Annotated in this window: 20 protein-coding genes; 10 read left to right on the top strand and 10 right to left on the bottom strand. The window is 68.8% G+C overall.

Annotated features, from left to right (window positions below; all coding sequences use genetic code 11):
• Positions 1-924: 924 nt before the first annotated feature.
• Positions 925-2,967: a chromosomal replication initiator protein DnaA gene (gene dnaA / locus OHS71_RS21010; protein ID WP_328480916.1), complete on the bottom strand. Its 2,043-nt coding sequence runs from the start codon at positions 2,965-2,967 to the stop codon at positions 925-927.
• Positions 2,968-3,341: 374 nt separating this feature from the next.
• Between dnaA and rpmH the strand changes: the two genes are divergently transcribed.
• The 9 genes from rpmH (at position 3,342) to OHS71_RS21055 (ending at position 10,243) form a co-directional block, all read left to right on the top strand.
• A complete protein-coding gene (gene rpmH / locus OHS71_RS21015; RefSeq protein WP_018846094.1) occupies positions 3,342-3,479 on the top strand; it encodes a 50S ribosomal protein L34 in 138 nt (45 codons plus the stop codon).
• Between the two features lie 21 nt (positions 3,480-3,500).
• Positions 3,501-3,872, top strand: a complete 372-nt coding sequence (gene rnpA, locus OHS71_RS21020; protein WP_078615780.1) for a ribonuclease P protein component — start codon at positions 3,501-3,503, stop codon at positions 3,870-3,872.
• Positions 3,869-4,228: a membrane protein insertion efficiency factor YidD gene (gene yidD / locus OHS71_RS21025; RefSeq protein WP_328480917.1), complete on the top strand. Its 360-nt coding sequence runs from the start codon at positions 3,869-3,871 to the stop codon at positions 4,226-4,228. The genes rnpA and yidD overlap by 4 nt, the downstream gene beginning before the upstream one ends.
• Before the next feature lie 3 nt (positions 4,229-4,231).
• The gene (gene yidC / locus OHS71_RS21030; RefSeq protein ID WP_328480918.1) at positions 4,232-5,518 is read left to right on the top strand and encodes a membrane protein insertase YidC; all 1,287 of its coding nucleotides are present in this window, start codon (positions 4,232-4,234) and stop codon (positions 5,516-5,518) included.
• 15 nt (positions 5,519-5,533) lie between these two features.
• Positions 5,534-6,046 (top strand): Jag family protein, encoded by a 513-nt coding sequence (locus OHS71_RS21035; RefSeq protein WP_328480919.1) that lies wholly within the window; start codon positions 5,534-5,536, stop codon positions 6,044-6,046.
• A gap of 117 nt (positions 6,047-6,163) precedes the next feature.
• Positions 6,164-6,880, top strand: coding sequence for a 16S rRNA (guanine(527)-N(7))-methyltransferase RsmG (rsmG, locus tag OHS71_RS21040; RefSeq protein ID WP_328480920.1), 717 nt, complete (start codon positions 6,164-6,166; stop codon positions 6,878-6,880).
• A 250-nt stretch (positions 6,881-7,130) separates the two neighbouring features.
• Positions 7,131-8,204, top strand: coding sequence for an AAA family ATPase (locus OHS71_RS21045; protein WP_328484583.1), 1,074 nt, complete (start codon positions 7,131-7,133; stop codon positions 8,202-8,204).
• The gene (locus OHS71_RS21050; protein ID WP_328480921.1) at positions 8,201-9,298 is read left to right on the top strand and encodes a ParB/RepB/Spo0J family partition protein; all 1,098 of its coding nucleotides are present in this window, start codon (positions 8,201-8,203) and stop codon (positions 9,296-9,298) included. Before OHS71_RS21045 ends, OHS71_RS21050 begins: the two co-directional genes overlap by 4 nt.
• 327 nt (positions 9,299-9,625) lie before the next feature.
• Complete coding sequence (locus OHS71_RS21055) at positions 9,626-10,243, top strand: GNAT family N-acetyltransferase (RefSeq protein ID WP_328480922.1); 618 nt, start codon at positions 9,626-9,628, stop codon at positions 10,241-10,243.
• Between the two features lie 91 nt (positions 10,244-10,334).
• Here the strand turns inward: OHS71_RS21055 and trxA are convergent, their stop codons facing one another.
• The 7 genes from trxA to OHS71_RS21090 all read right to left on the bottom strand — a co-directional run bounded on the left by trxA (position 10,335) and on the right by OHS71_RS21090 (position 20,114).
• A complete protein-coding gene (gene trxA / locus OHS71_RS21060; RefSeq protein WP_328480923.1) occupies positions 10,335-10,667 on the bottom strand; it encodes a thioredoxin in 333 nt (110 codons plus the stop codon).
• Positions 10,668-10,708: 41 nt separating this feature from the next.
• A complete protein-coding gene (gene trxB / locus OHS71_RS21065; protein WP_328480924.1) occupies positions 10,709-11,677 on the bottom strand; it encodes a thioredoxin-disulfide reductase in 969 nt (322 codons plus the stop codon).
• Positions 11,678-11,857: 180 nt separating this feature from the next.
• Positions 11,858-12,772 (bottom strand): anti-sigma factor family protein, encoded by a 915-nt coding sequence (locus OHS71_RS21070; protein WP_328480925.1) that lies wholly within the window; start codon positions 12,770-12,772, stop codon positions 11,858-11,860.
• Positions 12,769-13,494 (bottom strand): RNA polymerase sigma factor SigM, encoded by a 726-nt coding sequence (gene sigM / locus OHS71_RS21075; protein WP_328480926.1) that lies wholly within the window; start codon positions 13,492-13,494, stop codon positions 12,769-12,771. The genes OHS71_RS21070 and sigM overlap by 4 nt, the downstream gene beginning before the upstream one ends.
• A 27-nt stretch (positions 13,495-13,521) precedes the next feature.
• Positions 13,522-15,237 (bottom strand): protein kinase family protein, encoded by a 1,716-nt coding sequence (locus OHS71_RS21080; RefSeq protein WP_328480927.1) that lies wholly within the window; start codon positions 15,235-15,237, stop codon positions 13,522-13,524.
• 138 nt (positions 15,238-15,375) lie between these two features.
• A complete protein-coding gene (gene murJ / locus OHS71_RS21085; RefSeq protein ID WP_328480928.1) occupies positions 15,376-17,655 on the bottom strand; it encodes a murein biosynthesis integral membrane protein MurJ in 2,280 nt (759 codons plus the stop codon).
• 44 nt (positions 17,656-17,699) lie between these two features.
• Positions 17,700-20,114: a DUF6049 family protein gene (locus OHS71_RS21090; RefSeq protein ID WP_328480929.1), complete on the bottom strand. Its 2,415-nt coding sequence runs from the start codon at positions 20,112-20,114 to the stop codon at positions 17,700-17,702.
• Between the two features lie 259 nt (positions 20,115-20,373).
• Here OHS71_RS21090 and OHS71_RS21095 point away from each other — a divergent pair, with 259 nt between their 5' ends.
• Positions 20,374-21,840, top strand: coding sequence for a CCA tRNA nucleotidyltransferase (locus OHS71_RS21095; protein ID WP_328480930.1), 1,467 nt, complete (start codon positions 20,374-20,376; stop codon positions 21,838-21,840).
• Positions 21,841-21,955: 115 nt separating this feature from the next.
• Here OHS71_RS21095 and OHS71_RS21100 read toward each other — a convergent pair whose 3' ends face one another.
• Positions 21,956-22,480: an LppU/SCO3897 family protein gene (locus tag OHS71_RS21100; protein ID WP_328480931.1), complete on the bottom strand. Its 525-nt coding sequence runs from the start codon at positions 22,478-22,480 to the stop codon at positions 21,956-21,958.
• A 127-nt stretch (positions 22,481-22,607) separates the two neighbouring features.
• Complete coding sequence (locus tag OHS71_RS21105) at positions 22,608-23,870, bottom strand: MFS transporter (protein ID WP_328480932.1); 1,263 nt, start codon at positions 23,868-23,870, stop codon at positions 22,608-22,610.
• Positions 23,871-23,905: the final 35 nt, after the last annotated feature.

Genomic DNA, 23,905 nt, shown 5'->3' on the forward strand with positions numbered 1-23,905 from the left:
AACGGTGGATAACTGTGTTTCCGCAGCTCAGAGGCGATATTTTGTCCACTGGCCCTGTGGGCGGCGGCGGTGGATAACCGGGGCCTTCTGTGGAGAACAGAAAGTTCTGCACACTCCGTGCACAGGCTGAGGCGAGTTGTCCCCAGCGGCGTCCCCAGGTTTACCCGTCTTTCCCACAGGCCAACCCGGCACCTTCGTGTGACGCCTTTCACTCGACCCGGTGAGGAGGCGCGCCGCGTTGCCGAACAGTGGACAGCGATGTGGAGAAGCCCCGGATCGCTGGGGACAACCGGCCCCAACCTGTGGGTTGTCGGTGGACAACTCCATGCACAGCCTGTGGATCATTTCTTTGTCCACAGGCTGTGGAAATCCTTCGTCCACGAATCCACAGGCAGGTGACCTGCTCTGATCGTCCCGCACCGCGAACACCTGTGGACACAGTCTGGACAACTTCCCGGTCCCCAGGGTGTGGACGGGAAAAAGTCACCGAATCTGTGGAGAGTGGCCGTAACCCGGCTCTTAATCGAACACCGGGTGAGCGGCGGGCGACCGCCACCCACCGCGGTCCGGCCGGGTTCGGCCCGGATTCCGGCCCTCGCGGGTGCTGATTCGGGTGCTGATTCGGGTGCGGATGCGGCTTCGGTTCGGCGTGACGCGGCGCGGGACCGGCCGTGGTCCGGCGTGGGCCCGCGCCGATCCCCACTGAGCGAACGCGTCGTCGTCGGGCGTCCTGTGGGCTGTGGGACGACCCTCGCGCCCCGCGGGCTGTGCGGCGACGCGCGGCGGGACGAGGGCCGGTCAGGGGCCGGGCGGCGACGGCTGCCTCCGCCGGTCCACGCGCCTGCTCCGGGACGACGAAGGGCGCCCACGGATCTCCCTCCGGGGGCGCCCTCGGCGACGTCTGAGGCGCGTTCCTCCGCGCGGTCAGCCGTTCTTGATGCGGTTCGTCAGCTCGGTCACCTGGTTGTAGATGGAGCGCCGCTCCGCCATGAGATTGCGGATCTTGCGGTCCGCGTGCATGACGGTCGTGTGGTCGCGGCCGCCGAACAGCGCGCCGATCTTCGGCAGCGACAGGTCCGTCAGCTCGCGGCACAGATACATGGCGATCTGGCGGGCCGTCACCAGCGCGCGCCCGCGGGAGGTGCCGCACAGATCCTCGACGGTCAGCCCGAAGTAGTCGGCGGTCGCGCCCATGATGGCCGTCGAGGTGATCTCGGGGGCCGAGTCCTCACCGCCGGGGATCAGGTCCTTCAGGACGATCTCCGTCAGCCCCAGGTCCACCGGCTGCCGGTTGAGCGACGCGAACGCCGTCACCCGGATCAGCGCGCCCTCCAGCTCGCGGATGTTGCGCGAGATCCGGGACGCGATGAACTCCAGCACCTCCGGCGGGGCGTTCAGCTGCTCCTGCACCGCCTTCTTGCGGAGGATCGCGATACGCGTCTCCAGCTCCGGCGGCTGGACGTCGGTGGTCAGGCCCCACTCGAAGCGGTTGCGCAGCCGGTCCTCCAGGGTCACCAGCTGCCGGGGCGGCCGGTCGCTGGAGAGCACGATCTGCTTGTTGGCGTTGTGGAGGGTGTTGAAGGTGTGGAAGAACTCCTCCTGCGTCGACTCCTTGTCCGCGAGGAACTGGATGTCGTCGACGAGCAGGATGTCCATCTCGCGGTACCGCTTGCGGAAGCTGTCGCCCTTGCCGTCGCGGATGGAGTTGATGAACTCGTTGGTGAACTCCTCGGAACTCACGTACCGCACCCGCGTGCCCGGGTAGAGGCTTCGCGCGTAGTGTCCGATGGCGTGCAGCAGGTGCGTCTTGCCGAGACCCGACTCCCCGTAGATGAAAAGGGGGTTGTAGGCCTTCGCGGGCGCCTCGGCGACGGCGACGGCGGCCGCGTGCGCGAACCGGTTGGAGGCACCGATGACGAACGTGTCGAAGAGGTACTTCGGGTTCAGGCGCGCGGTCGGCTCACCGGGGCCGGGCGTCGGCGAGGACTGCTTGGCCGACTGTCCGGGGCCGAGAGGCTGGCCCGGGCCGCCGCGGTGCGGATGACCGGGCCCGGACGACTGATCGGACAGATCACGCCGACCGCTGTCGCGCTGGTCGTAGTCGGAGCGCGACGGCTCGTACTCCGAGCGCTTCTGCTCGTACGGCGAGGGGTCGTACGGCGGCCGCTCCATCGACTGGGGGCGGTAGTCCTGCGACGGCGGACCGTAGGAGTCCTGCTGTGACGGGGCGCCGTACGGGGCCTGGGAGGCCGGCCCGCCGTAGGTGTCCTGCGACGAGGGCGACGCGTAGGGGTCACGCTCGGGGAAGCCGAGCCGCTGCTGCTGCCAGCTGTACTCGTCCTGCTGCGGCCGCGGCCAGGCGCCGGGCTCCGGGCGCTGGTACTCGGACGGGTACGCGGGCCTCGCCGTGGGCAGTTGATCCGGGCGCTGGTCCGGGCGCTGGTCCGGGCGCTGGTCCGGGCGCTGGTCGGGGCGCTGGTCCGGGCGCGAGCCGGGAAGCTGGTCGCCGGGCGTCGGGGGCAGCTGTTCGGCGCGGTGCCTGCCGTAGCCCTCGTACTGGCTTTCGTACGGCTTGTCGTACCCGGTGTCGTAGCGGCCGTCCTGGCCGTCGTAGGGGCCTGCGGGGAGTTCGGGCTCTTCATAGCGGGACGGCTGCTGCACGGGAGGCGCCGGCGGGGCCGGGGCTTCGCCTACGGAGTCGTCGACGGTGATCGCGATACGGATCGGCCGCCCGCACTCGCGGCTCAGCGTCTCGCTGACGACCGGGGCCAGGCGTCCTTCGAGGACGTTCTTCGCGAACTCGTTGGGCACGGCGAGCAGAGCGGTGTCCGCGACCAGGGCCAGGGGCTGGCAGCGCCGGATCCAGTGCTCGTCCTTCACCTCGACACCCTGGCCGCGGCCCTCCCCGAGGAGCTGCTCCATTACGCGTGGCCACACTGCGGCAAGATCGGCAGGCACGTCAGCCACAGGGCACGCTCTCTCGTGGGTCCCACGTACGTGTGGTTGTGGGACGGTCGGGATTCATATCGGGTGGGGCAGGGACAAAGGAACGAATCGGAGTTCAGCCACGGTAGTCAGGGCGACGGGACGGTTCAAGTTGTTGTCCCCAGCCTGTGGACAGTGTCGCCCGTGACCGCCGGTTTGACCGAATGGCGCAGCCGCGCGTACCGTAACCAGGTCGAGTTGTCGATGGCTGCTGCCGCCTGCCTCCGATGGGCACAGATCACGTCGGTGATCGGGAAGCGGTGCACTCGGGCGTTTAACCGCGAGCTACCTCGTGGGCGCACGGTGACAGCCAGGACGGCACCCCGCCACCACCGATTGATTTCTGGAGCCCCCGAGTGAGCAAGCGCACCTTCCAGCCGAACAACCGTCGTCGCGCCAAGACCCACGGCTTCCGCCTGCGGATGCGCACCCGTGCCGGTCGCGCGATTCTCGCGAACCGCCGCAGCAAGGGTCGCGCCAACCTGTCCGCCTGAGCCTGATCAGGTCATGACGTCGTGCTGCCTACCGAGCATCGGCTGAGGCGGCGCGAGGACTTCGCGACCGCGGTACGACGGGGTCGTCGGGCCGGCCGCCCGACCCTCGTGGTCCACCTTCGAAGCGGTGCAACGGACCCGCACGCGCCTGGGGAGAGCGCTCCCCCGACGCGTGCGGGTTTCGTCGTGAGCAAGGCCGTGGGCGGCGCGGTCGTGCGCAACAAGGTGAAACGCAGACTGCGTCATCTGATGCGCGACCGAGTCACCCTGTTCCCCCCCGGTAGCCTGGTAGTCGTACGGGCGCTGCCCGGGGCGGGCGACGCCGACCACGCACAGCTGGCCCAAGACCTGGATGCCGCCCTTCAACGGCTACTGGGAGGGGGCGCGCGATGAAGTACCCGCTGCTGGCTCTGATCAAGCTCTACCAGTGGACGATCAGTCCGCTGCTGGGGCCGGTGTGCAAGTACTACCCGTCGTGCTCCCACTACGGCTACACGGCCATCGATCGGCACGGTGCGATCAAGGGAACGGCACTTACCGCCTGGCGGATCCTGCGGTGCAATCCGTGGTCGCTGGGCGGCGTGGACCATGTTCCGCCGCGCAAGCGCCCGCGGTGGCACGAAATGTTGCGTGACGCCTGGCGTGCACGCAGGGGCGGGACCTCCGCCGCCGAAACGGCCACCGAAGAGAACTTGACTTCTCCTTCGAGCCCGGCCGCAGAGACACCGTCCCATGCCCAAGGAGCATGATTAGTGGACACGATTGCCAGCCTCTTCAGCTTCATCACGACACCTGTCTCCTGGGTCATCGTCCAGTTCCACAAGGTGTACGGGGCCATCTTCGGCCCCGACACCGGGTGGGCCTGGGGCCTGTCCATCGTGTCCCTGGTGATTCTGATCCGTATCTGTCTGATCCCGCTCTTCGTGAAGCAGATCAAGGCGACGCGGGCGATGCAGACGCTGCAGCCCGAGATGAAGAAGATCCAGGAGCGCTACAAGAACGACAAGCAGCGCCAGTCCGAAGAGATGATGAAGCTGTACAAGGAGACGGGTACCAACCCGCTCTCCTCGTGCCTTCCCATCCTGGCGCAGTCCCCGTTCTTCTTCGCGCTGTACCACGTGCTCAACGGCATCGCCAACGGTGAAACCATTGGCGTGATCAACGAGAGCCTTCTCGCGAGCGCGCAGAAGGCGCACATCTTCGGCGCCCCGCTGGCCGCGAAGTTCACGGACAGCGCCTCGGACCTGGTGCCGTTCGACGCCTCGCTGACCAACGTCCGCATCGTCACCGCGATCATGATCATCATGATGTCGGCGTCGCAGTTCTTCACGCAGCGCCAGCTGATGACGAAGAACGTCGACACCTCGGTGAAGACGCCGTTCATGCAGCAGCAGAAGATGCTGATGTACGTCTTCCCCGTCATGTTCGCCGTCTTCGGCATCAACTTCCCCGTCGGTGTCCTCGTCTACTGGCTGACCACCAACGTGTGGACCATGGGTCAGCAGATGTACGTGATCCGCAACAACCCGACGCCGGGTTCCAAGGCTCAGGCCGCGTACCTGGAGCGCCTGTACAAGCACGTCACGCACCACGGCAAGATCCGCAGCCGGGGCGAGAAGGCCATCGTCAAGGCCATCGTCGCCAAGGGCCGCGAGCGCAACGACGCCGAGCGCAAGTTCATCAACGGTCTGACCAAGGTGGGCTTCGCCGCCCAGGCCGACGGCACCGTGATCAGGGGCGAGTCCCAGACCGCGGTCCAGACCGAGGACGGCACGCCGACGACGAGCACGGCCGCCGCCAAGCGGCAGCAGCCCAAGCGCCAGTCGAAGTCCCAGCGCCAGTCCGCGGCCCCGGCGAAGGCTGCCGGCGAGAGCGTCTCGCTCACCAAATCCGACGAGCCGGAGGACGCCAAGCCTTCCGGGAGCGCCGGTACGGCCAAGCCGGCCGGTTCCAAGCCCGGCAGCGGAGGCCGCAGCAAGGCCCAGTCCGGGCAGCGCAAGGGCGGCCCGCAGCGCCCCAAGTCCCCGTCCAAGAAGTAAGAAGGAGCCCATCCCGTGACGGAAGGCACCACCTCCGCCGCCGCCGAGGGTGCAGACACCCTGACCCGCCTGGAGCAGGAGGGCGAGATCGCTGCGGACTACCTCGAGGGTCTGCTGGACATCGCCGATCTCGACGGCGACATCGACATGGACGTCGAAGCCGACCGCGCCTCTGTGTCGATCATCAGCGACGCGGGCACCCGTGGCCTGTCGAAGCTGGTCGGCCGGGACGGCGAGGTGCTGGAGGCGCTCCAGGAACTCACGCGCCTGGCCGTGCACCGGGAGACCGGCGACCGCAGCCGGCTGATGCTGGACATCGCGGGCTACCGCGCCCAGAAGCGTGCCGAGCTCTCCGAGCTGGGCGCCAAGGCCGCGGCCGACGCGAAGAACAGCGGCGAGCCGGTGAGGCTGGAGCCGATGACTCCCTTCGAGCGCAAGGTCGTCCACGACGCGGTGAAAGCCGCCGGTCTGCGCAGCGAGTCCGAGGGCGAAGAGCCGCAGCGCTTCGTCGTCGTCCTCCCCAACTGATCCGGTACGCACGCACTCCGGCCCCGTCTGTTGCGCAGACGGGGCCGATCTTTGTCAGCCTGGTAGTTCTGGTGGTCGGCGCTCGAAGCGCTGATGCGGTACGGAAGGACGGTCCCCGTGACGGAGGCAGCGGAGCTCCCCCCTGCGCCTGAGGTGGCACGAGAGGTATTCGGCGATCGCTTCGGTGATGCGGTCCGATACGCCGAGCTCCTGGCCGAGGCAGGGGTACAGCGCGGGCTCATCGGCCCACGGGAGGTGCCCCGCCTGTGGGAGAGGCACCTGTTGAACTGCGCGGTGCTCTCCGAGGTCGTACCGGAGGGTGTGACCGTCTGCGACGTCGGCTCGGGTGCCGGGCTGCCCGGTATCCCCCTGGCGCTCGTGCGGGAAGACCTGAAGATCACCCTGCTGGAGCCGCTGCTGCGACGCACCAACTTCCTCACCGAAGTGGTTGAGCTCCTGGGCCTGGACCATGTGACGGTGGCTCGTGGTCGCGCCGAAGAAGTCATGGGCACGATGCCGCCGGTGCATGTGGTGACCGCCCGTGCCGTGGCGCCTCTGGACCGCCTGGCCACCTGGGGCATTCCGTTGCTGCGCCCCTACGGCGAGATGCTGGCCCTCAAGGGCGACACCGCCGAGGAGGAGCTGAAGAGTGCCGCCACGGCGTTGAGCAAGCTCGGCGCCGTGGGCACTTCGGTCCTGCATGTCGGCGAGGGCGTAGTGGATCCGTTGTCCACGGTGGTGCGGGTTGAGGTGGGGGAGAGCCCGGGTGGTGTGAGATTCGCCGCCAAGCGGGCCAAAGCGGCCCGCACCAGCCGAACGCGTCGTCGCCGCTGAGACGTACTCCACACAAGCTGCCAAACCCGCGCATCACGGAGTGTCGCGAGGGGTCCGGCTGCCGGCGCTGTGCATCGTGTTTCACGTGAAACGTCGCTCCTTGCTCCACGGCATCATCAGCCGCGGCCGCGCCGCAGCCGAACCCCGCGACCGTAAGCCTCTCGGTTCACTCCATGCGGGACGGGAGTTGTCCACAGAGGTGGATTTCTCCACAGAACAACAGGCCTCACTGGTTCATGACCCCGAAGACATGGGAGGCTCTGTTCATTGCGAGCCTGAAGTCGAGGAGAGTGAATCCTTGCGGTCCGACGCCAACATCGCGGGACCGATGACCGATCCGGTCCCCGGTCCCCGTACCGAGTCGTTTGGGGAGGATGTTTCACGTGAAACACCGCCCCCGATGGACGACACTCCGATCGGTCGTGCTGCCCAACTCGCGGTGGAGGCTCTGGGCCGCGCCGGCGAGGGTCTGCCACGTCCTGAGCAGACCCGTGTGATCGTGGTCGCCAATCAAAAGGGCGGAGTCGGCAAGACGACGACGACCGTCAATCTTGCCGCGTCGCTGGCCCTGCACGGCGGCCGAGTCCTGGTGGTGGACCTCGACCCCCAGGGCAACGCGTCCACGGCCCTGGGAATCGACCACCACGCCGAGGTCCCATCCATCTATGACGTACTGGTCGACAGTCGCCCGCTCGCGGAAGTCGTCCAGCCCGTTCCTGATGTCGAGGGCCTCTTCTGTGCTCCCGCCACAATCGACCTCGCCGGCGCGGAGATCGAGCTGGTCTCCCTGGTGGCACGTGAGAGCCGCCTTCAACGAGCGATCCAGGCCTACGAGCAGCCACTCGACTACATTCTCATCGACTGTCCGCCTTCACTCGGCCTGCTGACGGTCAACGCGCTGGTGGCCGGTGCCGAGGTCCTCATCCCGATCCAGTGCGAGTACTACGCGCTGGAAGGCCTGGGGCAGCTGCTGCGCAACGTCGACCTGGTCCGGGGCCACCTCAACCCCACGCTGCATGTGTCGACCATTCTGCTCACCATGTACGACGGCCGGACGCGTCTCGCGTCGCAGGTCGCGGAGGAGGTGCGCACCCACTTCGGTGAAGAGGTGCTGCGGACGAGCATTCCTCGCTCGGTCCGTATCTCCGAGGCGCCGAGCTATGGACAGACGGTGCTGACCTACGATCCAGGATCGAGTGGCGCCCTCTCCTACCTTGAGGCAGCACGAGAGCTTGCGCTGAGGGGTGTCGGTGTCAGCTATGACCCGACCCACGCCCATATCGGCGCCCAGAACAACCCGAACATGGTGGAGGGCATTCAGTGAGTGAGCGACGGAGGGGGCTGGGCCGCGGTCTTGGTGCGCTGATCCCTGCTGCCCCGACGGAGAAGACACCGGCGCAGGCCGCGGTCGGCGGCGGAGGATCCACGTCCCCCGCAGCCGTACCGGTGCTGACGACCGACCGGGGGGTGGCCGCCGCGAAGGTGGCCACGCTCCCGTCTGTTTCACGTGAAACAGAGGAGCTGGTGCTGAACGGCTCGGTGGAGGCGCCCGCGCCGGTCGGCGCATACTTCGCCGAGATCCCCCTGGACCACATCGCGCCGAACCCGCGCCAGCCGCGTGAGGTCTTCGACGAGGACGCGCTGCACGAGCTCATCACCTCCATCAAGGAGGTCGGCCTCCTCCAGCCGGTCGTCGTACGCCAGCTCGGCCCGGCGCGCTACGAGCTCATCATGGGTGAGCGGCGTTGGCGGGCCTGCCGTGAGGCCGGCCTGGAGGCGATCCCGGCGATCGTGCGGGCCACGGACGACGAGAAGCTTCTCCTGGACGCGCTTCTGGAGAACCTCCACCGTGCTCAGCTGAACCCGCTGGAGGAGGCAGCCGCGTACGACCAGCTGCTCAAGGACTTCAACTGCACGCACGACCAGCTGGCGGACCGCATCGGCCGGTCCCGCCCGCAGGTGTCCAACACGCTGCGGCTGCTCAAGCTCTCGCCGGCGGTGCAGCGCCGGGTCGCGGCCGGAGTGCTCTCCGCCGGTCACGCCCGCGCACTGCTCTCCGTGGACGACTCGGAGGAGCAGGACCGGCTGGCCCACCGCATCGTGGCTGAGGGACTGTCGGTGCGGGCCGTCGAGGAGATCGTGACCTTGATGGGCTCGCGTCCGCAGACGGCTCAGCGGGCGAAGGGGCCACGGGCCGGCGGTCGGGTCTCCCCGGCGCTGACCGACCTCGCCACCAGGCTCTCGGATCGCTTCGAAACCCGGGTGAAGGTCGACCTGGGGCAGAAGAAGGGCAAGATCACCGTGGAGTTCGCGTCCATGGAGGACCTGGAGCGCATTCTCGACTCGCTCGCTCCTGGCGAGGGCCCTGTCCTGCAAAAGGGTCTTGTGGAGGGCGACGTCGAGGAATCGGAAGGCTGAGCCGTAGCGGGGCCGAGAGGGCGTCGGCCGTGGGACCGGTGAGCGAGCCGTGTCCGGTGTGTACCGGAACACGGCTCGCTCTTTGCTTTCAGGCAGTTTCGATGGAATCGCATCGTGGATACGATGCGATGGGGTTGTGGCGCATCCACCTGGCAGTACCTCGAAGCGGGAGGCGGGGGCCATGCGAACGATGAGCCGGACCGGACTGGTGAGCGCCGGGCTGGGCCTGGGCGCGGTCGGCGGATTCGTCGGCAGCCTGCTCAGGGAACGGAGCGCTCTGACAGCCGCTCGCGACGCAGCGAGCGAAGGAAGCGAGGAACAGCCTTCATGGGGCGTCGGCTCGTACCGCTCACGCTGGACAACCTTCAAGACCTTCCCAAGCGCTGTCGGGCGTGTGTCTTCTGGGAGCTGGACCCCGTCAGCGGTCCGGCCGCGGTAAAGGCGGGCACTCCCGCCCTGGAGAAGGAGTCCTGGATCTCCGCCGTCCTGCTGGACTGGGGATCGTGCGGGCGGGTCGTCTATGTGGACGACGTCCCCGTGGGCTTCGTGCTCTACGCGCCGCCTGCCTATGTGCCCCGCTCGACGGCGTTTCCCACGAGCCCTGTGTCGCCGGACGCCGTGCAGTTGATGACTGCCTTCATCATGCCGGGCTACCAGGGGCAAGGACTCGGTCGAGTGATGGTCCAGACGGTCGCCAAGGATCTGCTGCGGAGGGGCTTCAAGGCGATCGAGGCGTTCGGTGACGCCAGATGGAAGGAACCGGCCTGTATGCTCCCGGCCGATCATCTGCTGGCGGTGGGCTTCAAGACGGTCCGTTTCCACCCCACTCACCCTCGGCTGAGGCTGGAGCTGCGTACCACGCTCTCCTGGAAGGAAGACGTGGAGATGGCACTCGACCGGTTGCTGGGGGCAGTCCAGAAGGAGCCGGCACTGAGGCCGCTCTAGGTGCGTGTGGTCATGCGTGTGGGCCGGCCCTCTCGGGCCGGCCCACACGTTTCACGTGAAACATCAGCCGTCGGCGGGACGGCTCAGCGCATCACTCGGAGATGAAGGTCTCCAGATCGCGGACGAGCGCGGCCTTCGGCTTGGCGCCGACGATGGTCTTGGCGACCTCGCCACCCTGGTACACGTTCAGCGTGGGGATCGACATGACGCCGTACTTGGCGGCCGTACCCGGGTTCTCGTCGATGTTGAGCTTGACGATCTCGATTTTGTCGCCGTGCTCGGCTGCGATGGCCTCGAGCGACGGGGCGATCTGGCGGCACGGGCCGCACCACTCGGCCCAGAAGTCCACCAGGACGGGCTTGTCGCTCTTGAGGACGACCTCTTCGAAGTCGTCGTCGGTCACATTCTTCAGGGTGCCGGCCACAGGGGGCTCCTTAATTCTCTGTGCGGTGGGGCGGGAGAGGGTCAGACGGTGGTCTTCTCGGGCTCGGCCTGCTCCTCGTCCGCGAGGGCAGCGAGGTAGCGCTCGGCGTCGAGAGCGGAGGAGCAGCCGGTGCCGGCCGCGGTGATCGCCTGACGGTAGGTGTGGTCGACCACGTCGCCGGCAGCGAAGACACCGGTCACGTTCGTCCGGGTGGAGGGCGCGGCGACCTTCAGGTAGCCCTCTTCGTCGAGTTCGAGCTGACCCTTGAACAGCTCGGTGCGCGGGTCGTGGCCGATCGCGATGAACAGGCCCGTCACCGGGAGGTCCGAGAGCTCGCCCGTCTTGAGGTTGCGCAGCTTCAGGCCGGCCAGCTTCGGGTCACCATGGATCTCGGCGACCTCACTGTCCCAGACGAACTTGATCTTCGGGTCGGCGAACGCGCGCTCCTGCATCGCCTTGGAGGCGCGCAGGGTGTCCCGGCGGTGGACGATCGTCACGGACCGGGCGAAGCGCGAGAGGAAGGTGGCCTCCTCCATCGCGGTGTCGCCACCACCGATCACGGCGATGTCCTGGTCCTTGAAGAAGAAGCCGTCACAGGTGGCGCACCAGGAGACACCGCGGCCGGAGAGGGCGTCCTCGTTCGGCAGGCCGAGCTTGCGGTGCTGGGACCCGGTGGTCACGATGACGGCCTTGGCCCGGTGGATCGTGCCGGCGGTGTCCGTGACGGTCTTGATCTCACCCGTGAGGTCGACGGAGACGATGTCGTCGGGGATCAGCTCCGCACCGAAACGCTCGGCCTGGGCACGCATGTTGTCCATGAGCTCGGGACCCATGATGCCGTCCTGGAAGCCGGGGAAGTTCTCCACCTCGGTGGTGTTCATCAGTGCGCCGCCCGCGGTGACGGCGCCTTCGAACACGAGCGGCTTCAGCGAAGCGCGCGCGGTGTAGAGCGCCGCGGTGTAGCCGGCGGGCCCGGAGCCGATGATGATCACGTTACGGACGTCGCTCACGGCTTGATTCCTCGTCTCTGGGGACTGCATCGGTCGAGCGGTGGGAGCTACTTGGACTCTCACCCCACCCAACGGATCCTAAGGGGCGCGCATTCCCGGTGTGTCCGGGCACACCAAGGGACGACACGGCAAGGGATGCAGGGGGGATATGACACGGGACGAGGACGGGGCCGTCGGGTGTCAGCGACGCGTGTAGGAGCTCGTCAGCAGAACCTTGGCCGGAGTTGACGCCGGGTGTTCCACGCAGGTGGTGTCCACGATGTAGGCGTTGATCCGGGTGCTGTCCGACGTGTCCGGCAACACGACGAGCAGGGCGTTCGTTCCCTGGTAGGTGCCTGTCTCGGTGGCGAGGGCCGTGTCGCTGCGGCCGATGCCCGCTTGTACGCAGGGAGGGACCGTGGGTTGGAGCAGAGTCTTGGGCGAGGCGGAACCGGGCGCTGCGGGGTCTGACTCTCCCTGGATGCCCAACCTCTGTGGGGAGCGGGAGCCGCCGGCCTTGGCGAGGAGATCGGTGACCTGCCTCTCGAGTCCGTTCGCTGAGAAGGTGTCCGGCGCAGTGGACTGATGGGCGGTGCTGCCCGGCTCCTCGTTGCCCGTGAGAGAGGACACCAGGACGGAGCCGAGTCCCAGTACCGCGGCTGTGAGGACAGCGCCCAGGACGGCAAACCGGCGGCGGCCACCGCGCGTGCGGTCCTTGCGACCCGGGCCGGTGGTCGTGGGGCGGGCGCGTCCGGCGGGCCGGTCTGTGGCTGTCGTTGTTTCACGTGAAACGCGGCGCGCTTCGGCGTCGGTGGTGGGCAGGCCGGCCGGCTGAGATGCGTGCGTGTCCTCGGGAGACGCGGAATTCAGCAGCGCCTCGGCAGCGAGTGCGGCGTCGATGCGGTGGGCGACATCGTCCGGCATACGCGGAGGGCCGGGGAGAGTGCCCAGAAGGCCACGGATCTCCTCGAGCGACGCACGGACGTCCGCGCAGAGCTCACAGCTGTCGAGATGGCGGCGCACGTCGGCACTCCGGGAGGGAGTCAGCAGGCCCTCGGTGAGGTCGGAGATCTCCGCGACGTCCGGGTGTGCGGTCCTGTCCGTCGTCGAGGTCACGCTCGCCCACCTCCGCCCTTCACAGCAGCTGAATCGCCTGTCCCGGCGTTGCCCGGCCCCTCGTCACGAGTTTCCGCTGCCGGTGGGACGGATGTCCCCTGCGCCCGGTTCCGTCCTGAGCCGTTTTCTCTGTCGCCGCCGGTGCCGGCCGGCCGTAGATGCGTGAGAAGTGGCAGGAGTCTGGCTCTGCCCCGGGCGCAGCGACTCTTCACCGTCCCGGTCGGCACGTCGAGCACGCGGGCGGCCTCGGCGACCGGGTAGCCCTGCATGTCCACGAGGACGAGGGCGGCTCGCTGGTCGGGCGGGAGGGTGCCGAGCGCTTCGAGGAGCTGGCGGTGCAGATCGTTGCGTTCGGCGGGGGCGGACGCCGACTCGTGCGGCTCGAGCAGCTGCTCCAGACGCTCGGTGTCGTCGACCGGCGAGGTCTTGCGGGAAGCGGCCTTGCGGGCGCGGTCCAGGCAGGCATTCACCGTGATGCGGTGCAGCCAGGTCGTGACGGCGGACTGGCCGCGGAAGGTGTGGGCGGCCCGGTAGGCGGACACGAGAGCGTCCTGGACGGCGTCAGCGGCCTCCTCGCGGTCCCCCAGCGTGCGCAGGGCCACCGCCCAGAGGCGGTCACGATGGCGCCGTACAAGCTCGCCGAAGGCCTCCGGGTCGCCTTCTACGTGGCGGGTGAGGAGGTCCTGGTCGCTCGCTCCGTCAAATCCGGCGCCTTCCGCCATCGGGACCCCCTCCCCTCCGGTGAGACGTCAGCCCGTGAACTTCACGTCGGTGATGGCCTGCTTGTAGCCGGCGCGACTGTACTCGTCCGTGTCCGAGCGAGGCGCGGCGGTGATCCATACGAGAACGTACCGCGTCTTCACCGGCTTCTCGGCGGAGATTCTCAGTTCCTGCCCGGACGTCCGGGCGTCGGCGATCTTCGTCATGGACGTGAGAGACGCCGACGACGAGAGCGAATCGGCCGCGTACAGGCTGGCTGCGGTGTAGCTGCCGCCGTAGTGAAGCCCTATCGAGGCTGCGGAGACGCTCTGCTCGGAACCGAGGTCGTAGACGATGCCCACCCCCTTCTTGAAGGGCGCGAGAACCGGCCCGTCGTCGAAGGAGCGCGACCGCCAGTACGTGGAGCTGTCACCGTCGTAGGTGAGCTTCGCGTCATCCGCGTGCTGGGGGGTGCCGTCCGGGTAGTACTCGGCGGCGTCGTAGATCTTGAGCGCCTTGACCGGCTTCGGAGCGGTGCTGTTCTTGTCGCCCTCGTCCGTCGTCTGGGTCTGGTTGCTGTCGTCGGACTTGCTCTGGTCCATCAGCGCGTCCGCGAGCTGCCAGCTGCCCAGACCGAGGGCGGCGATGAGGAGGGCGGAGACCGCCCACTTCAGGGCCTTGCCGGTGCGGCTCTGGAGCGGGGGCGGCGGGGGCGACATCTGCTGGGTGGCGCCCGGGTGCGGAGCGGGACGACCGTAGGTGCCCTGCTGGTACGTCGTGCGCTGGTACTCGGGCGGAGCGGTGAACGCGGGCTCGGGCGGGCGGATGCGGGGCATCTCACCGATCGCCTTCACCAGCTCCTCCGGCGTCGTGCAGGCCGCCTCGTGCCGGGAGGCGGTCGCGCCGTCGTTGACGAGGGCTCGCATGGAGAGCTCCGACAGGCCCCGGTGGACACCGGCGCGCACCTGGTCGGGAGCGATCAGCCCGACGTCCTTGGGCAGCCCCGACAGGCCGTGGGCGTCGTTCTCGTACGGCCAGCGCTGGGTGAGCGCCGCGTACAGCAGGGCGCCGATCGCCTCGGTGTCGGTGCGTTGCGGAGTGTCGGTGGTGATGCCGCGCAGGGCGGCGTTCACCGCGAGGCCTCGGATGCGCCACTGGCCCGAGGAGGTACGCAGGACGGCGCTGGGGTTCAGGCGCAGATGCGCCAGGCCTTCGCGGTGCGCGGCGGCCATGGCGGAGGCGATCTGACTCACCATCTGGTAGGCGTCGTGCGGCTCCAGCGGGCCGGCCGCGAGCAACGTCGTCAGCTCGGTGGCGTCCGGCAGCCATTCATGGACGACGTAGACGAGGTCGTTCTCCTCGACGGCGTCCAGTACTTGGACGAATCGGGGATCCCCGAGCAGGGCCGAGGACCGGGCCGCTGCCAGCACCGAACGTGCCCGTGTGTGGTCCGCGGGCAGGATGTGGACGCCCACGGCCCGGCGGAGTTTCTCGTCGACCGCGCGCCAACTGCTGAAACCGTCCAGACGGGTGACGCACTCTTCGAGGCGGTAGCGTCTGGCGAGCTTGTGACCGCTGTGCAGTTCCGGCGGTGAGGCCTTCCCGGGACGCTCCGCCCCGCCACTCCCCTGTGCCTCGTCGCTGTCCGTGTCCTGCTCCCGGTTCTTGGCCACCCCGTCGGCCGTGGACTGGTCCGCTTGTGCGGTCAGCGGCTTGTCACCGCTGTTGTCTGCCACGTCGACGGCAGCTGTGCTCCGTTCCGCCACCGTCGTTCCTGCCTCCCCATTCGATGCGCGCCGTCCGACCTCGTGCGCGCCGTCCGACGCCGAACCCAATTGTGCCCACAGTCCGGCGCTATGCACGACACGCGGGGGTGGGCGATGGTTGTGCGCCTACCCCTTGTATCAGCGACCCAGGCGTCCGCGGACCATGCCGACGAGCGAGTTGAGCTCCTCGATGCGCATGCGGCGGGCGGCGACGAAGAAGACGCCGAACAACAGCACCCCGCCGACCAGCAGCGCTGCGAAGGAACCGAGGACGCCTTGGCCCAGGCTGTGGCCGATGCCGTAGCAGGCCGCGCCGCTGATGAGAGCGGCCGGTACGGAGGCGATGCACAGCCGGGCGTAGGTCCGCAGGACATGGGAGCCGTCGAGGTCGCCGCCGAGCCGCTTGCGCAGTCTGTTCCAGGCGACACCGACGCCGATCGCGTACGCCAGGCCGTAGGAGGCCGCCATGCCGACCACGGCCCAGCGGGCGGGGAGGACGAAGTAACAGACCGCCGACGCGGTCGCGTTGACCGCGGCCACGATGACGGTGTTGTAGAAGGGGGTCCGGGTGTCCTCGTAGGCGTAGAAGGCGCGCAGGACGACGTACTGCACGGAGTAGGGAATCAGGCCCAGACCGAAGGCCATCAGCATGAAGCCCATGTTCGTGGCCTCGCTGGTGCCGGAGGAGCCGAAGATCAGCGTGCACATCGGGATGCCGAGCGCGAGGAAGCCGAAGGCGATCGGGACGATCGCGACGGCGGTGGTGCGCAGGCCCTGGGAGATGTCGTCGCGGACGGCGCCCCCGTCGCCCTCGGCCGCCGAGCGGGAGATGCGGGGCAGAAGCGCGGCCATCAGGGAGACGGTGATGATGGCCTGCGGCAGGCCCCAGATCAGCTGGGCGTTCGCGTAGGCGGCGAAACCGGTGCCGTCGACCGGCGAGTCCTTGCCCGCCGAGGTGGACAGCTGGGTGACGACGAGCGCGCCGGCCTGGTTGGCCAGCACGAAGAGGACGGTCCACTTGGCGAGGGTGGCGGCCTTGCCGAGGCCGTGGCCCTTCCAGTCGAAGCGCAGCCGCGGCCGGAACCCGGTCTCGCGCAGATACGGGATCATGGCGAGGGCCTGCACGACGAGGCCGAGCAGGACCCCGATGCCGAGAAGCCGCTCGCCCTCCGGCGGGATCGTGGTGACCTTCATGCCGGAGTCGGCGGAGGTGCCGTAGACCCAGATGAACATGCCCAGCGTCACGATGATGACGATGTTGTTGAGGACCGGCGTCCACATCATCGCGCCGAACTTCCCGCGCGCGTTGAGGATCTGCCCCATCACCACGTGGACGCCCATGAAGAAGATCGAGGGCAGGAAGTAGCGGACGAAGGTGATGCCGACCTCGTTGGCCGCCGGGTCGCTGGCGACCGAGTCGGACAGGAGGCGGATCAGGACGGGCGCTGCGGCGATGGCGCCGACGGTGAGCAGGCCGAGCGCCACCATGACCAGCGTGAGCAGGCGGTTGGCGTAGGCCTCGCCGCCGTCCTCGTCCTCCTTCATGGCCCGCACGAGCTGCGGGACGAAGACGGAGTTGAGCCCGCCGCCGACGGTCAGGATGTAGATCATGGTGGGCAGCTGGTAGGCGACCTGGAAGGTGTCGCCGAGCAGGCCGACGCCCAGCGCCGAGACGATCAGCGCCGAGCGGACGAAGCCGGTGAGGCGGGACACCATGGTGCCCGCGGCCATCACGGCGCTGGACTTCAGCAGGCCCGCGGCCCGTCCGCCCTTCTTCGCCGCAGCGGCGGCGGGAACGTCGGCCGCGGCAGGGTCCGGCGTGGCGGTGAGGTTCATGGTCTGGTCCGCCGCGAGCGACGGCGGTACCGGCGCCTGGTACGGCGGTACCGCTCCCTGTCCGCCCGGGGCGGACGCGGGGCCCGGTACCGACGGGGGCTCGGCGGCCCGGGAGCCGCCCTGCTGCTGGTCCCGGAAGAGGTGGGCGAAGGCGTCGGGCTGGTGCTGTTCCTCGCCGGAGTGCGTCACCAGGTCGTCCACCCCCACGAACTGGGTGGTGCGGGGATCGTCTCCGTACGGCAGGTACTGGCTGGGGCCCTCCGGCTCGGGCGCCGGGGTCTGGGCCCACACATGCGGGTCGGGGGCGTACGGGGACTGCGGGGGCCGGCCGTACAGAGGCTGCTGCGGCTGCTGCATGCCCGGGGGCGGTGGGGGGTGTGCGGCACGGTCGTAGAGCGCCTCGGCGACAGGATCCTGCGCGGTGAGGTCCTGGGACCGGTAGGGGTCCTGGTCGTAGGCGTCCTGGAGGTACATGTCCGCCGGGTGCTGCGGCGGCACCTGGCCGTGCTCGGGCGGCGGGCCCTCGGGGTTGCCCGAGCGGCCCGCGGCCTGGCCGCGGTCACCGTCGTACGGCGCGTTCATGGTTACCCCACCTCATCGTCCCGGGCCCACCGGCCACGGCATCCTCAACGGTCCACTCTCTCACCCGTGCCGGACGGGTCGACGCTTTCCACTGCGGTGTCCGGTGTCCCGTCACTCGGCTGCTCCGGGTCGGCTGCGCCAGCTCCGGAGCCGGATTTCTCGTCGGGACGGGTCTGGCGGCGCTCGGGATCCTCCGGGCCGTCGGCGGGTCCGTCCGCCTCGTCGGCGCCGTCCTCGCCCTCCTCGCCGTCCTGTGGTGTCTCTGCTGTCTCTCGGGCCGCGGCGCGCTTGCGCTGGGTGTACATGCGGAAGCCTGCCAGCACGAGCAGCAGGACACCGCCGCCGATGACCAGCATCACGGTGGCCGTGATCTCGGTGACCCGCACGTCGAAGGCCACCTCGGCGCCGTACTTCTGGCCGTCCTCGGTGTACAGCTGGGCGATCACCCTCGTCTGGCCGTTGACGTTGGCGGACGTGGTGAACTTCACCGTCGTGCTGTGCCCGCCGGAGACCGTGACCCGCTGCTCGACGTAGGGCTCGTCGGAGAACTCGAGACGGGTCGGGTTCGTCGAGGTGAGCCGCAGGATCAGGTGGTCGACGCCCTGCACCAGGTTGTTCTGCACGGTCACCGGGATCGTGGCGCTGCGCCCGGAGAGTTTGGTCTCCGACTTGTCGATCAGCTTGACCTGGCCGGTGAGGGTGTCCAGATAGTCCTGCACGCTCTGCCGGAACGAGCTCGCGGCGCTGCGACGGCCGCGCCACGACGTGGACATCTCACGGTTTATCGCACGCCCGAAGGGGGTCACCACCCGGGCCTCGTTGGCGAGGATCACCTTGAAGTTGTCGAGCCTGTCCTGCGTGTACGCGATCTGCTCGAACGCCGACCGGGGCAGCTCCTGCTTGCGCAGCGACGACGGGTACGCCGACCTCGACGGCACCTTCGTGGTGGCGCCCGGGTCGGGTTTGGCCTTGGCGGCAGCGGTGAGCTGCTGGGCCTGCGACCAGGTACCGCCCTGGAGCATCGTGACGGCCGCCGCCAGCGCCCGGGCCTGGCCCGCCGTAGGCACGCGCTGCGGGGCGACGACGACGCTGCGCTGCTTGGCGGTCTGCAGGTTCAGGGCCAGGCTCTGCGCGAGGAACTCCTGCACGGCGAGCGTCGACGTGGAGGCCTTCGTCAGATCGCCCTGGAACCCCGTCGACAACCTGGCGTCCGAGACGACCGCCGTGGTGCCGCCGCCGATCGGCCGGGCGGCGGAGGGGGTGTAGGTGAGATCGCCGGTTTCCGCGAGGCTGTCGCCGCGGGCGATCACCTTGTCGGCGCCGGCCGAGGTGGCGACCTTGACGATCGACGGGTCGACGGCGCCGTCCACCGGCCAGGCGAAGTCGGTGGACGGTGTCACGTGGAGCACGGTCTCGACCGTGGTGGCAGCGACGTCGGTGGCCGCCTTGAGCTGGCTCAGCGAGCCGGCGACGCCGGTGCCGTTGTGGGCCAGCGAGGCCAGGTCGGGGTCCGCGAAGGGCAGCGCGACGACCTCCTTGCCGAGCACCGCCTCCTGGAGCTCCGCGAGCCACTGCTTGGCGAGTGCCTGGTGGGTGCCTGCCGTGGTGGTGTCGCCGTCGCCCCGGATCCGGTAGCTGCCGGTCATGGCGTCGACGGACGCCAGCAGGTCCGGATCGATCACCCAGGTGACGTCGAGTTCCTTGCCGAGGCTCAGAAGCTGGTCCAGACGGCCGCCGGGCGCGAGTTCCTCGGCCAGGTCGTCGTTGAGGAAGACCGGCGTCTGCTGCGCGTTCGAACCGGTCTCCGCCGTCATGTGGACGGAGGACACCAGCGGCCACAGCACCGTCGTCCTGGTCGGGGTGTCCGCCTCCTCGGGCTGCCACGGCAGGAAGGTCCGCTGGATGCCCAGCACCTGTTCCCAGGGCCGTGCGGACGTCTGCCCGGAGAGGGCGACACCGAGCGGGTAGACGCCGTCCTCGCCGAGGTCGAGTTTGTCGACCGGGACGGCGATGCTGAAGTGCTCCGCCACGCCCGGTGTGAGCTTGGCGAACTTGGCGACGTACTTGCCGCCCACCTCCGAGCCGTCGTCGCCGGACAGCGACTCCGCGTTCTTGGCGGCGGTGTCGATCGCCGACCGGGTGCTGAACGCGGAACCCACCCACAGACCCACGTGGGCGCCGGTGACCGCCTGCCTGCCGTTGTTGACGACCGTGCCGGAGACGGTGAGCGTGTCGCCCTCGGTGGGTGCGCCAGGACTCAGTGAGTCGACGGCGACAGCCACCGTGCCCGCGCCCGAGGCGTCCTTGACGGAGGTCTGGCCGGCGGCCTGCGCGGAGGCGGCGGGCAGCTGGAGGAGACCGGCCAGCAGGGGCACCCCGGCCAGCAGTGCGCCGGTGCGCCGCAGCCACCGGCGGGCAGGTGAGGGAGTCATCCCCGGAGAGTCTGCCGCCTCGGCCACGCGTTCGCCCGTCCCTCGTCGTCGTCAGTGGTCGTCGGAATGTGCGTCCACGCATCGTAACGATGCGCGCTGAGGGTAAGTGCCGCGGACTGCTCCACAAGATCGCGGAAGGCGGCCGGATCCTCCGCTATGCGAAGGAAATGCGAAGAGTGCTGGTTTTGTAGATGAAAAATAAGCTCTGTACGTCTATCGGGGTAGATGTGATTACGCTCCATATCAGGGCGCCCCCGGTCGGCCGGGCCACGTACCCTCTTCTGTTGTGCCGAACGCCAATGAAGACAATCTCAGCGTCCTGAGCCAGGTGCAGCACCGCGCGGTCAGCGAACTGCTGCGGGTCGCCCCTGTCGCCGACGACCTCGCCCGCCGTTTCCACGAGGCCGGGTTCTCCCTCGCCCTGGTCGGCGGCTCGGTCCGGGACGCGCTGCTCGGCCGGCTCGGCAACGACCTGGACTTCACGACGGACGCCCGCCCCGAGGACGTTCTGAAGATCGTCCGGCCATGGGCGGACGCGGTCTGGGAAGTAGGGATCGCCTTCGGTACCGTCGGCGTACAGAAGGACGCCCGCGTCGAAGGAGTCGACCGGTCCTTCCAGATCGAGGTCACCACATACCGGTCGGAGGCCTACGACCGGACCTCGCGCAAGCCCGAGGTGTCCTACGGCGACTCCATCGAGCAGGACCTCGTCCGGCGCGACTTCACCGTGAACGCCATGGCTGTGGCGCTTCCCGAGAAGGAGTTCATCGACCCGCACGGCGGCCTCGAGGACCTCTCGGCTCGTGTGCTGCGCACCCCGGGTACGCCGGAGGAGTCCTTCTCGGACGACCCGCTGCGCATGATGCGCGCCGCCCGCTTCGCCGCCCAGCTCGACTTCGAGGTCGACCCCGAGGTCGTCAGGGCGATGCGGGAGATGGCCGGCCGGATCGACATCGTCTCGGCCGAGCGGGTACGGGACGAGCTGAACAAGCTGATCCTGTCCGCGCACCCCCGCAAGGGGCTGTCCCTGCTGGTCGACACCGGCATCGCCGACCACGTGCTGCCCGAGCTGCCCGCCCTGCGGCTGGAGAGCGACGAGCACCACCGCCACAAGGACGTCTACGAGCACACGCTGATCGTCCTCGAGCAGGCGATCGCCCTGGAGGGGAACGGCCCCGACCTCACCCTGCGAGTCGCCGCGCTGCTGCATGACATCGGCAAGCCTCGTACCCGTCGCTTCGAAAACGACGGCCGCGTCTCGTTCCACCACCACGAGGTGGTCGGAGCGAAGATGACGAAGAAGCGGATGACGGCTCTGAAGTACTCCAACGAGCTGGTGAAGGACGTCTCCCGGCTGGTCGAGCTCCACCTGCGCTTCCACGGGTACGGCACGGGTGACTGGACCGACTCCGCGGTGCGGCGCTATGTACGCGACGCGGGACCGCTCCTCGACCGCCTTCACGCACTGACCCGGTCGGACTGCACGACGCGCAACAAGCGCAGGGCGGCGGCGCTCTCACGGGCATACGACGGGCTGGAGGAGCGCATCGCGCAGCTGAAGGAGCGGGAGGAGCTGGACGCCATCCGCCCGGACCTCGACGGCAACCAGATCATGGAGATTCTGGGAGTCGGCCCGGGACCGGCCATCGGGCAGGCGTACAAGCACCTGTTGGAACTGCGCCTGGAGAACGGGCCGATGGAGTACGACGCGGCGGTGGCGGCGCTCAAGGAGTGGTGGGCCGAGCAGGGCTGAGTCCGTGAATCGGGGTCATGTTTCACGTGAAACATGACCCTGACGGCGCGACAGGCGCGCAGACGAAGGGGGCGGTGTTTCACGTGAAACACCGCCCCCTTCGTCTGCAACTGCCTTACTTCTTGTAGTCCTTCAGGCAGAGCAGGAAGTTACTGCCGTCACCGCTCTCGGTGTACGAGTACTGGAAGTCCTTGGCCTTCTCCTCGCACTTGCTGTCGGCCGAGAGCTGCGTGTACGTGCCCTTGATCTTCGCCAGCACGACGAACTGCGCCTGCGAGGAGTCGCACTTCACGACCTCGAGGTCGGGGTCGTTGTCGTTGGTGCTGCCGCGGTGCATGCAGTCGCCGACCGCCGCGGTGTCGGCGTCGTCCTGGCTGGATATGAAGGCGGCGATACCCACACCGACGACGGCGAGAACGATGACGATGTTCTTGATCAGCTTGAAGCTGACCTTGCGACGGGGCTGCTCCGGGGGGACCGCGCCGTAGGGGGCCGTGGGGTAGCCCGGCTGCCCCGGCTGCCCGGGCTGCTGGGGGTAGCCGCCCTGGGGCGGGTACGGGGCCTGGCCCTGGGGCTGGCCGTAGGGCTGCTGGCCCTGCTGCGCGAACGGGTTCTGGCCCTGAGGCGGCGGAGTCGACACGTGGGGTCCCCCTAGAAAACTTTGGACGTGTGGCGCGAAATCACTCGCGAAGTAAGACGCACGTAAGTTACCGGCCCCCACTGACAACCTTGTAGCCGAGGTGGAGTCTGTGTCATTGATGTGACACTTACCGACGTTCAAACCGGGCCATAGCGCCAGCAACCGTTCCGTAGATAACGGCGACCGTGACCACCAGAGCAACGGAACGCCCGTCAGGCGGCAGCATCAGGGCGGCGACCGCGGCGGCGCTTACGAAGGCGACGTTGAACAGGACGTCGTAGAGGGAGAAGATCCGGCCGCGGAAGCCGTCCTGGACGGACGACTGGACGACGGTGTCGGTGGCGATCTTGGCGCCCTGGGTGACGAGGCCCAGCACGAACGCCGCGGCGAACGTGGTCGCCCGCGTGAACGGCAGCATGAGGGCGAGCACCAGGACCGCGGCGGCCGCGGAGCAGACCACGATCCAGCGGACCGGCCCCAGCCATCCCACAGCTGACGGGGTGATGACCGCGGCGACGAAGAAGCCCACGCCGGAAACGCCCACCGCGAGGCCCAGCAGCGCCAGCCCGTCGTCCGGGTCGGACGACCAGGCGTACCGGCACAACATCAGCACCATGACCGTCAGGGCGCCGTAGGAGAACCGCATCAGCGAGATCGAGCCGAGCGCCCAGGCGGCCTTCCTGCGCTTCGGCTCGGCAAGGTGACGCAGACCGGCGGACAGCCCGCGGGCGGTGCCCCTGAGCGCGCTCGCCAGGCCGGGCCGGCCCGCGTACCGGTCGGGTCCGAGCAGGTCCGCGGCCATCGTGAGGGAGCCGAGCGCGGCACACAGGTACAGGGCGCATCCCAGCAGTACCACCGCCGCGTCGGAGTCGGCCACCACCAGCCGTACGACGAAGGCGAGACCGCCGCCCGCGACCGCGGCCAGCGTTCCGGCGGTGGGGGAGAGCGAGTTGGCCATCACCAGACGCTCGCCGTCGACGACGCGTGGCAGCGCTGCGGAAAGACCGGCCAGGACGAACCGGTTGACGGCCGTGACGCACAACGCGGAGGCGTAGAACAGCCAGTCGGGAACGTGACTGATCATCAGGACTGCGGTCACGGATGCCAGTAGGGCGCGCAGCAGGTTGCCGTGGAGGAAGACCTGGCGGCGGCGCCAGCGGTCCAGCAGGACGCCGGCGAAGGGGCCGACCAGGGAGTAGGGCAGCAGCAGGACCGCCATGGCGGAGGCGATCGCGCCGGCCGAGGTCTGTTTCTCCGGAGAGAACACCACGTAGGTGGCGAGCGCGACCTGGTAGACACCGTCCGCGCACTGGGACAGCAGCCGCACCGCGAGCAGGCGCCGGAAGTTCCCGAAGCGCAGCAGAACGCGCAGATCACGGACGACGGCCATGGGGCACAGCCTCACATACGGGGAAGGTCCCCGGG

It is taken from the genome of Streptomyces sp. NBC_00377, assembly GCF_036075115.1.
In the GTDB taxonomy this organism is placed as follows: domain Bacteria; phylum Actinomycetota; class Actinomycetes; order Streptomycetales; family Streptomycetaceae; genus Streptomyces.

Coding starts and splice junctions, on each gene's coding strand:
- OHS71_RS21045 (WP_328484583.1), top strand. CDS start 7,131: ATGGGAGGCTCTGTTCATTGCGAGCCTGAAGTCGAGGAGAGTGAATCC.
- sigM (WP_328480926.1), bottom strand. CDS start 13,494: ATGGCGGAAGGCGCCGGATTTGACGGAGCGAGCGACCAGGACCTCCTC.
- yidD (WP_328480917.1), top strand. CDS start 3,869: ATGAAGTACCCGCTGCTGGCTCTGATCAAGCTCTACCAGTGGACGATC.
- murJ (WP_328480928.1), bottom strand. CDS start 17,655: ATGAACGCGCCGTACGACGGTGACCGCGGCCAGGCCGCGGGCCGCTCG.
- OHS71_RS21105 (WP_328480932.1), bottom strand. CDS start 23,870: ATGGCCGTCGTCCGTGATCTGCGCGTTCTGCTGCGCTTCGGGAACTTC.
- OHS71_RS21055 (WP_328480922.1), top strand. CDS start 9,626: ATGGGGCGTCGGCTCGTACCGCTCACGCTGGACAACCTTCAAGACCTT.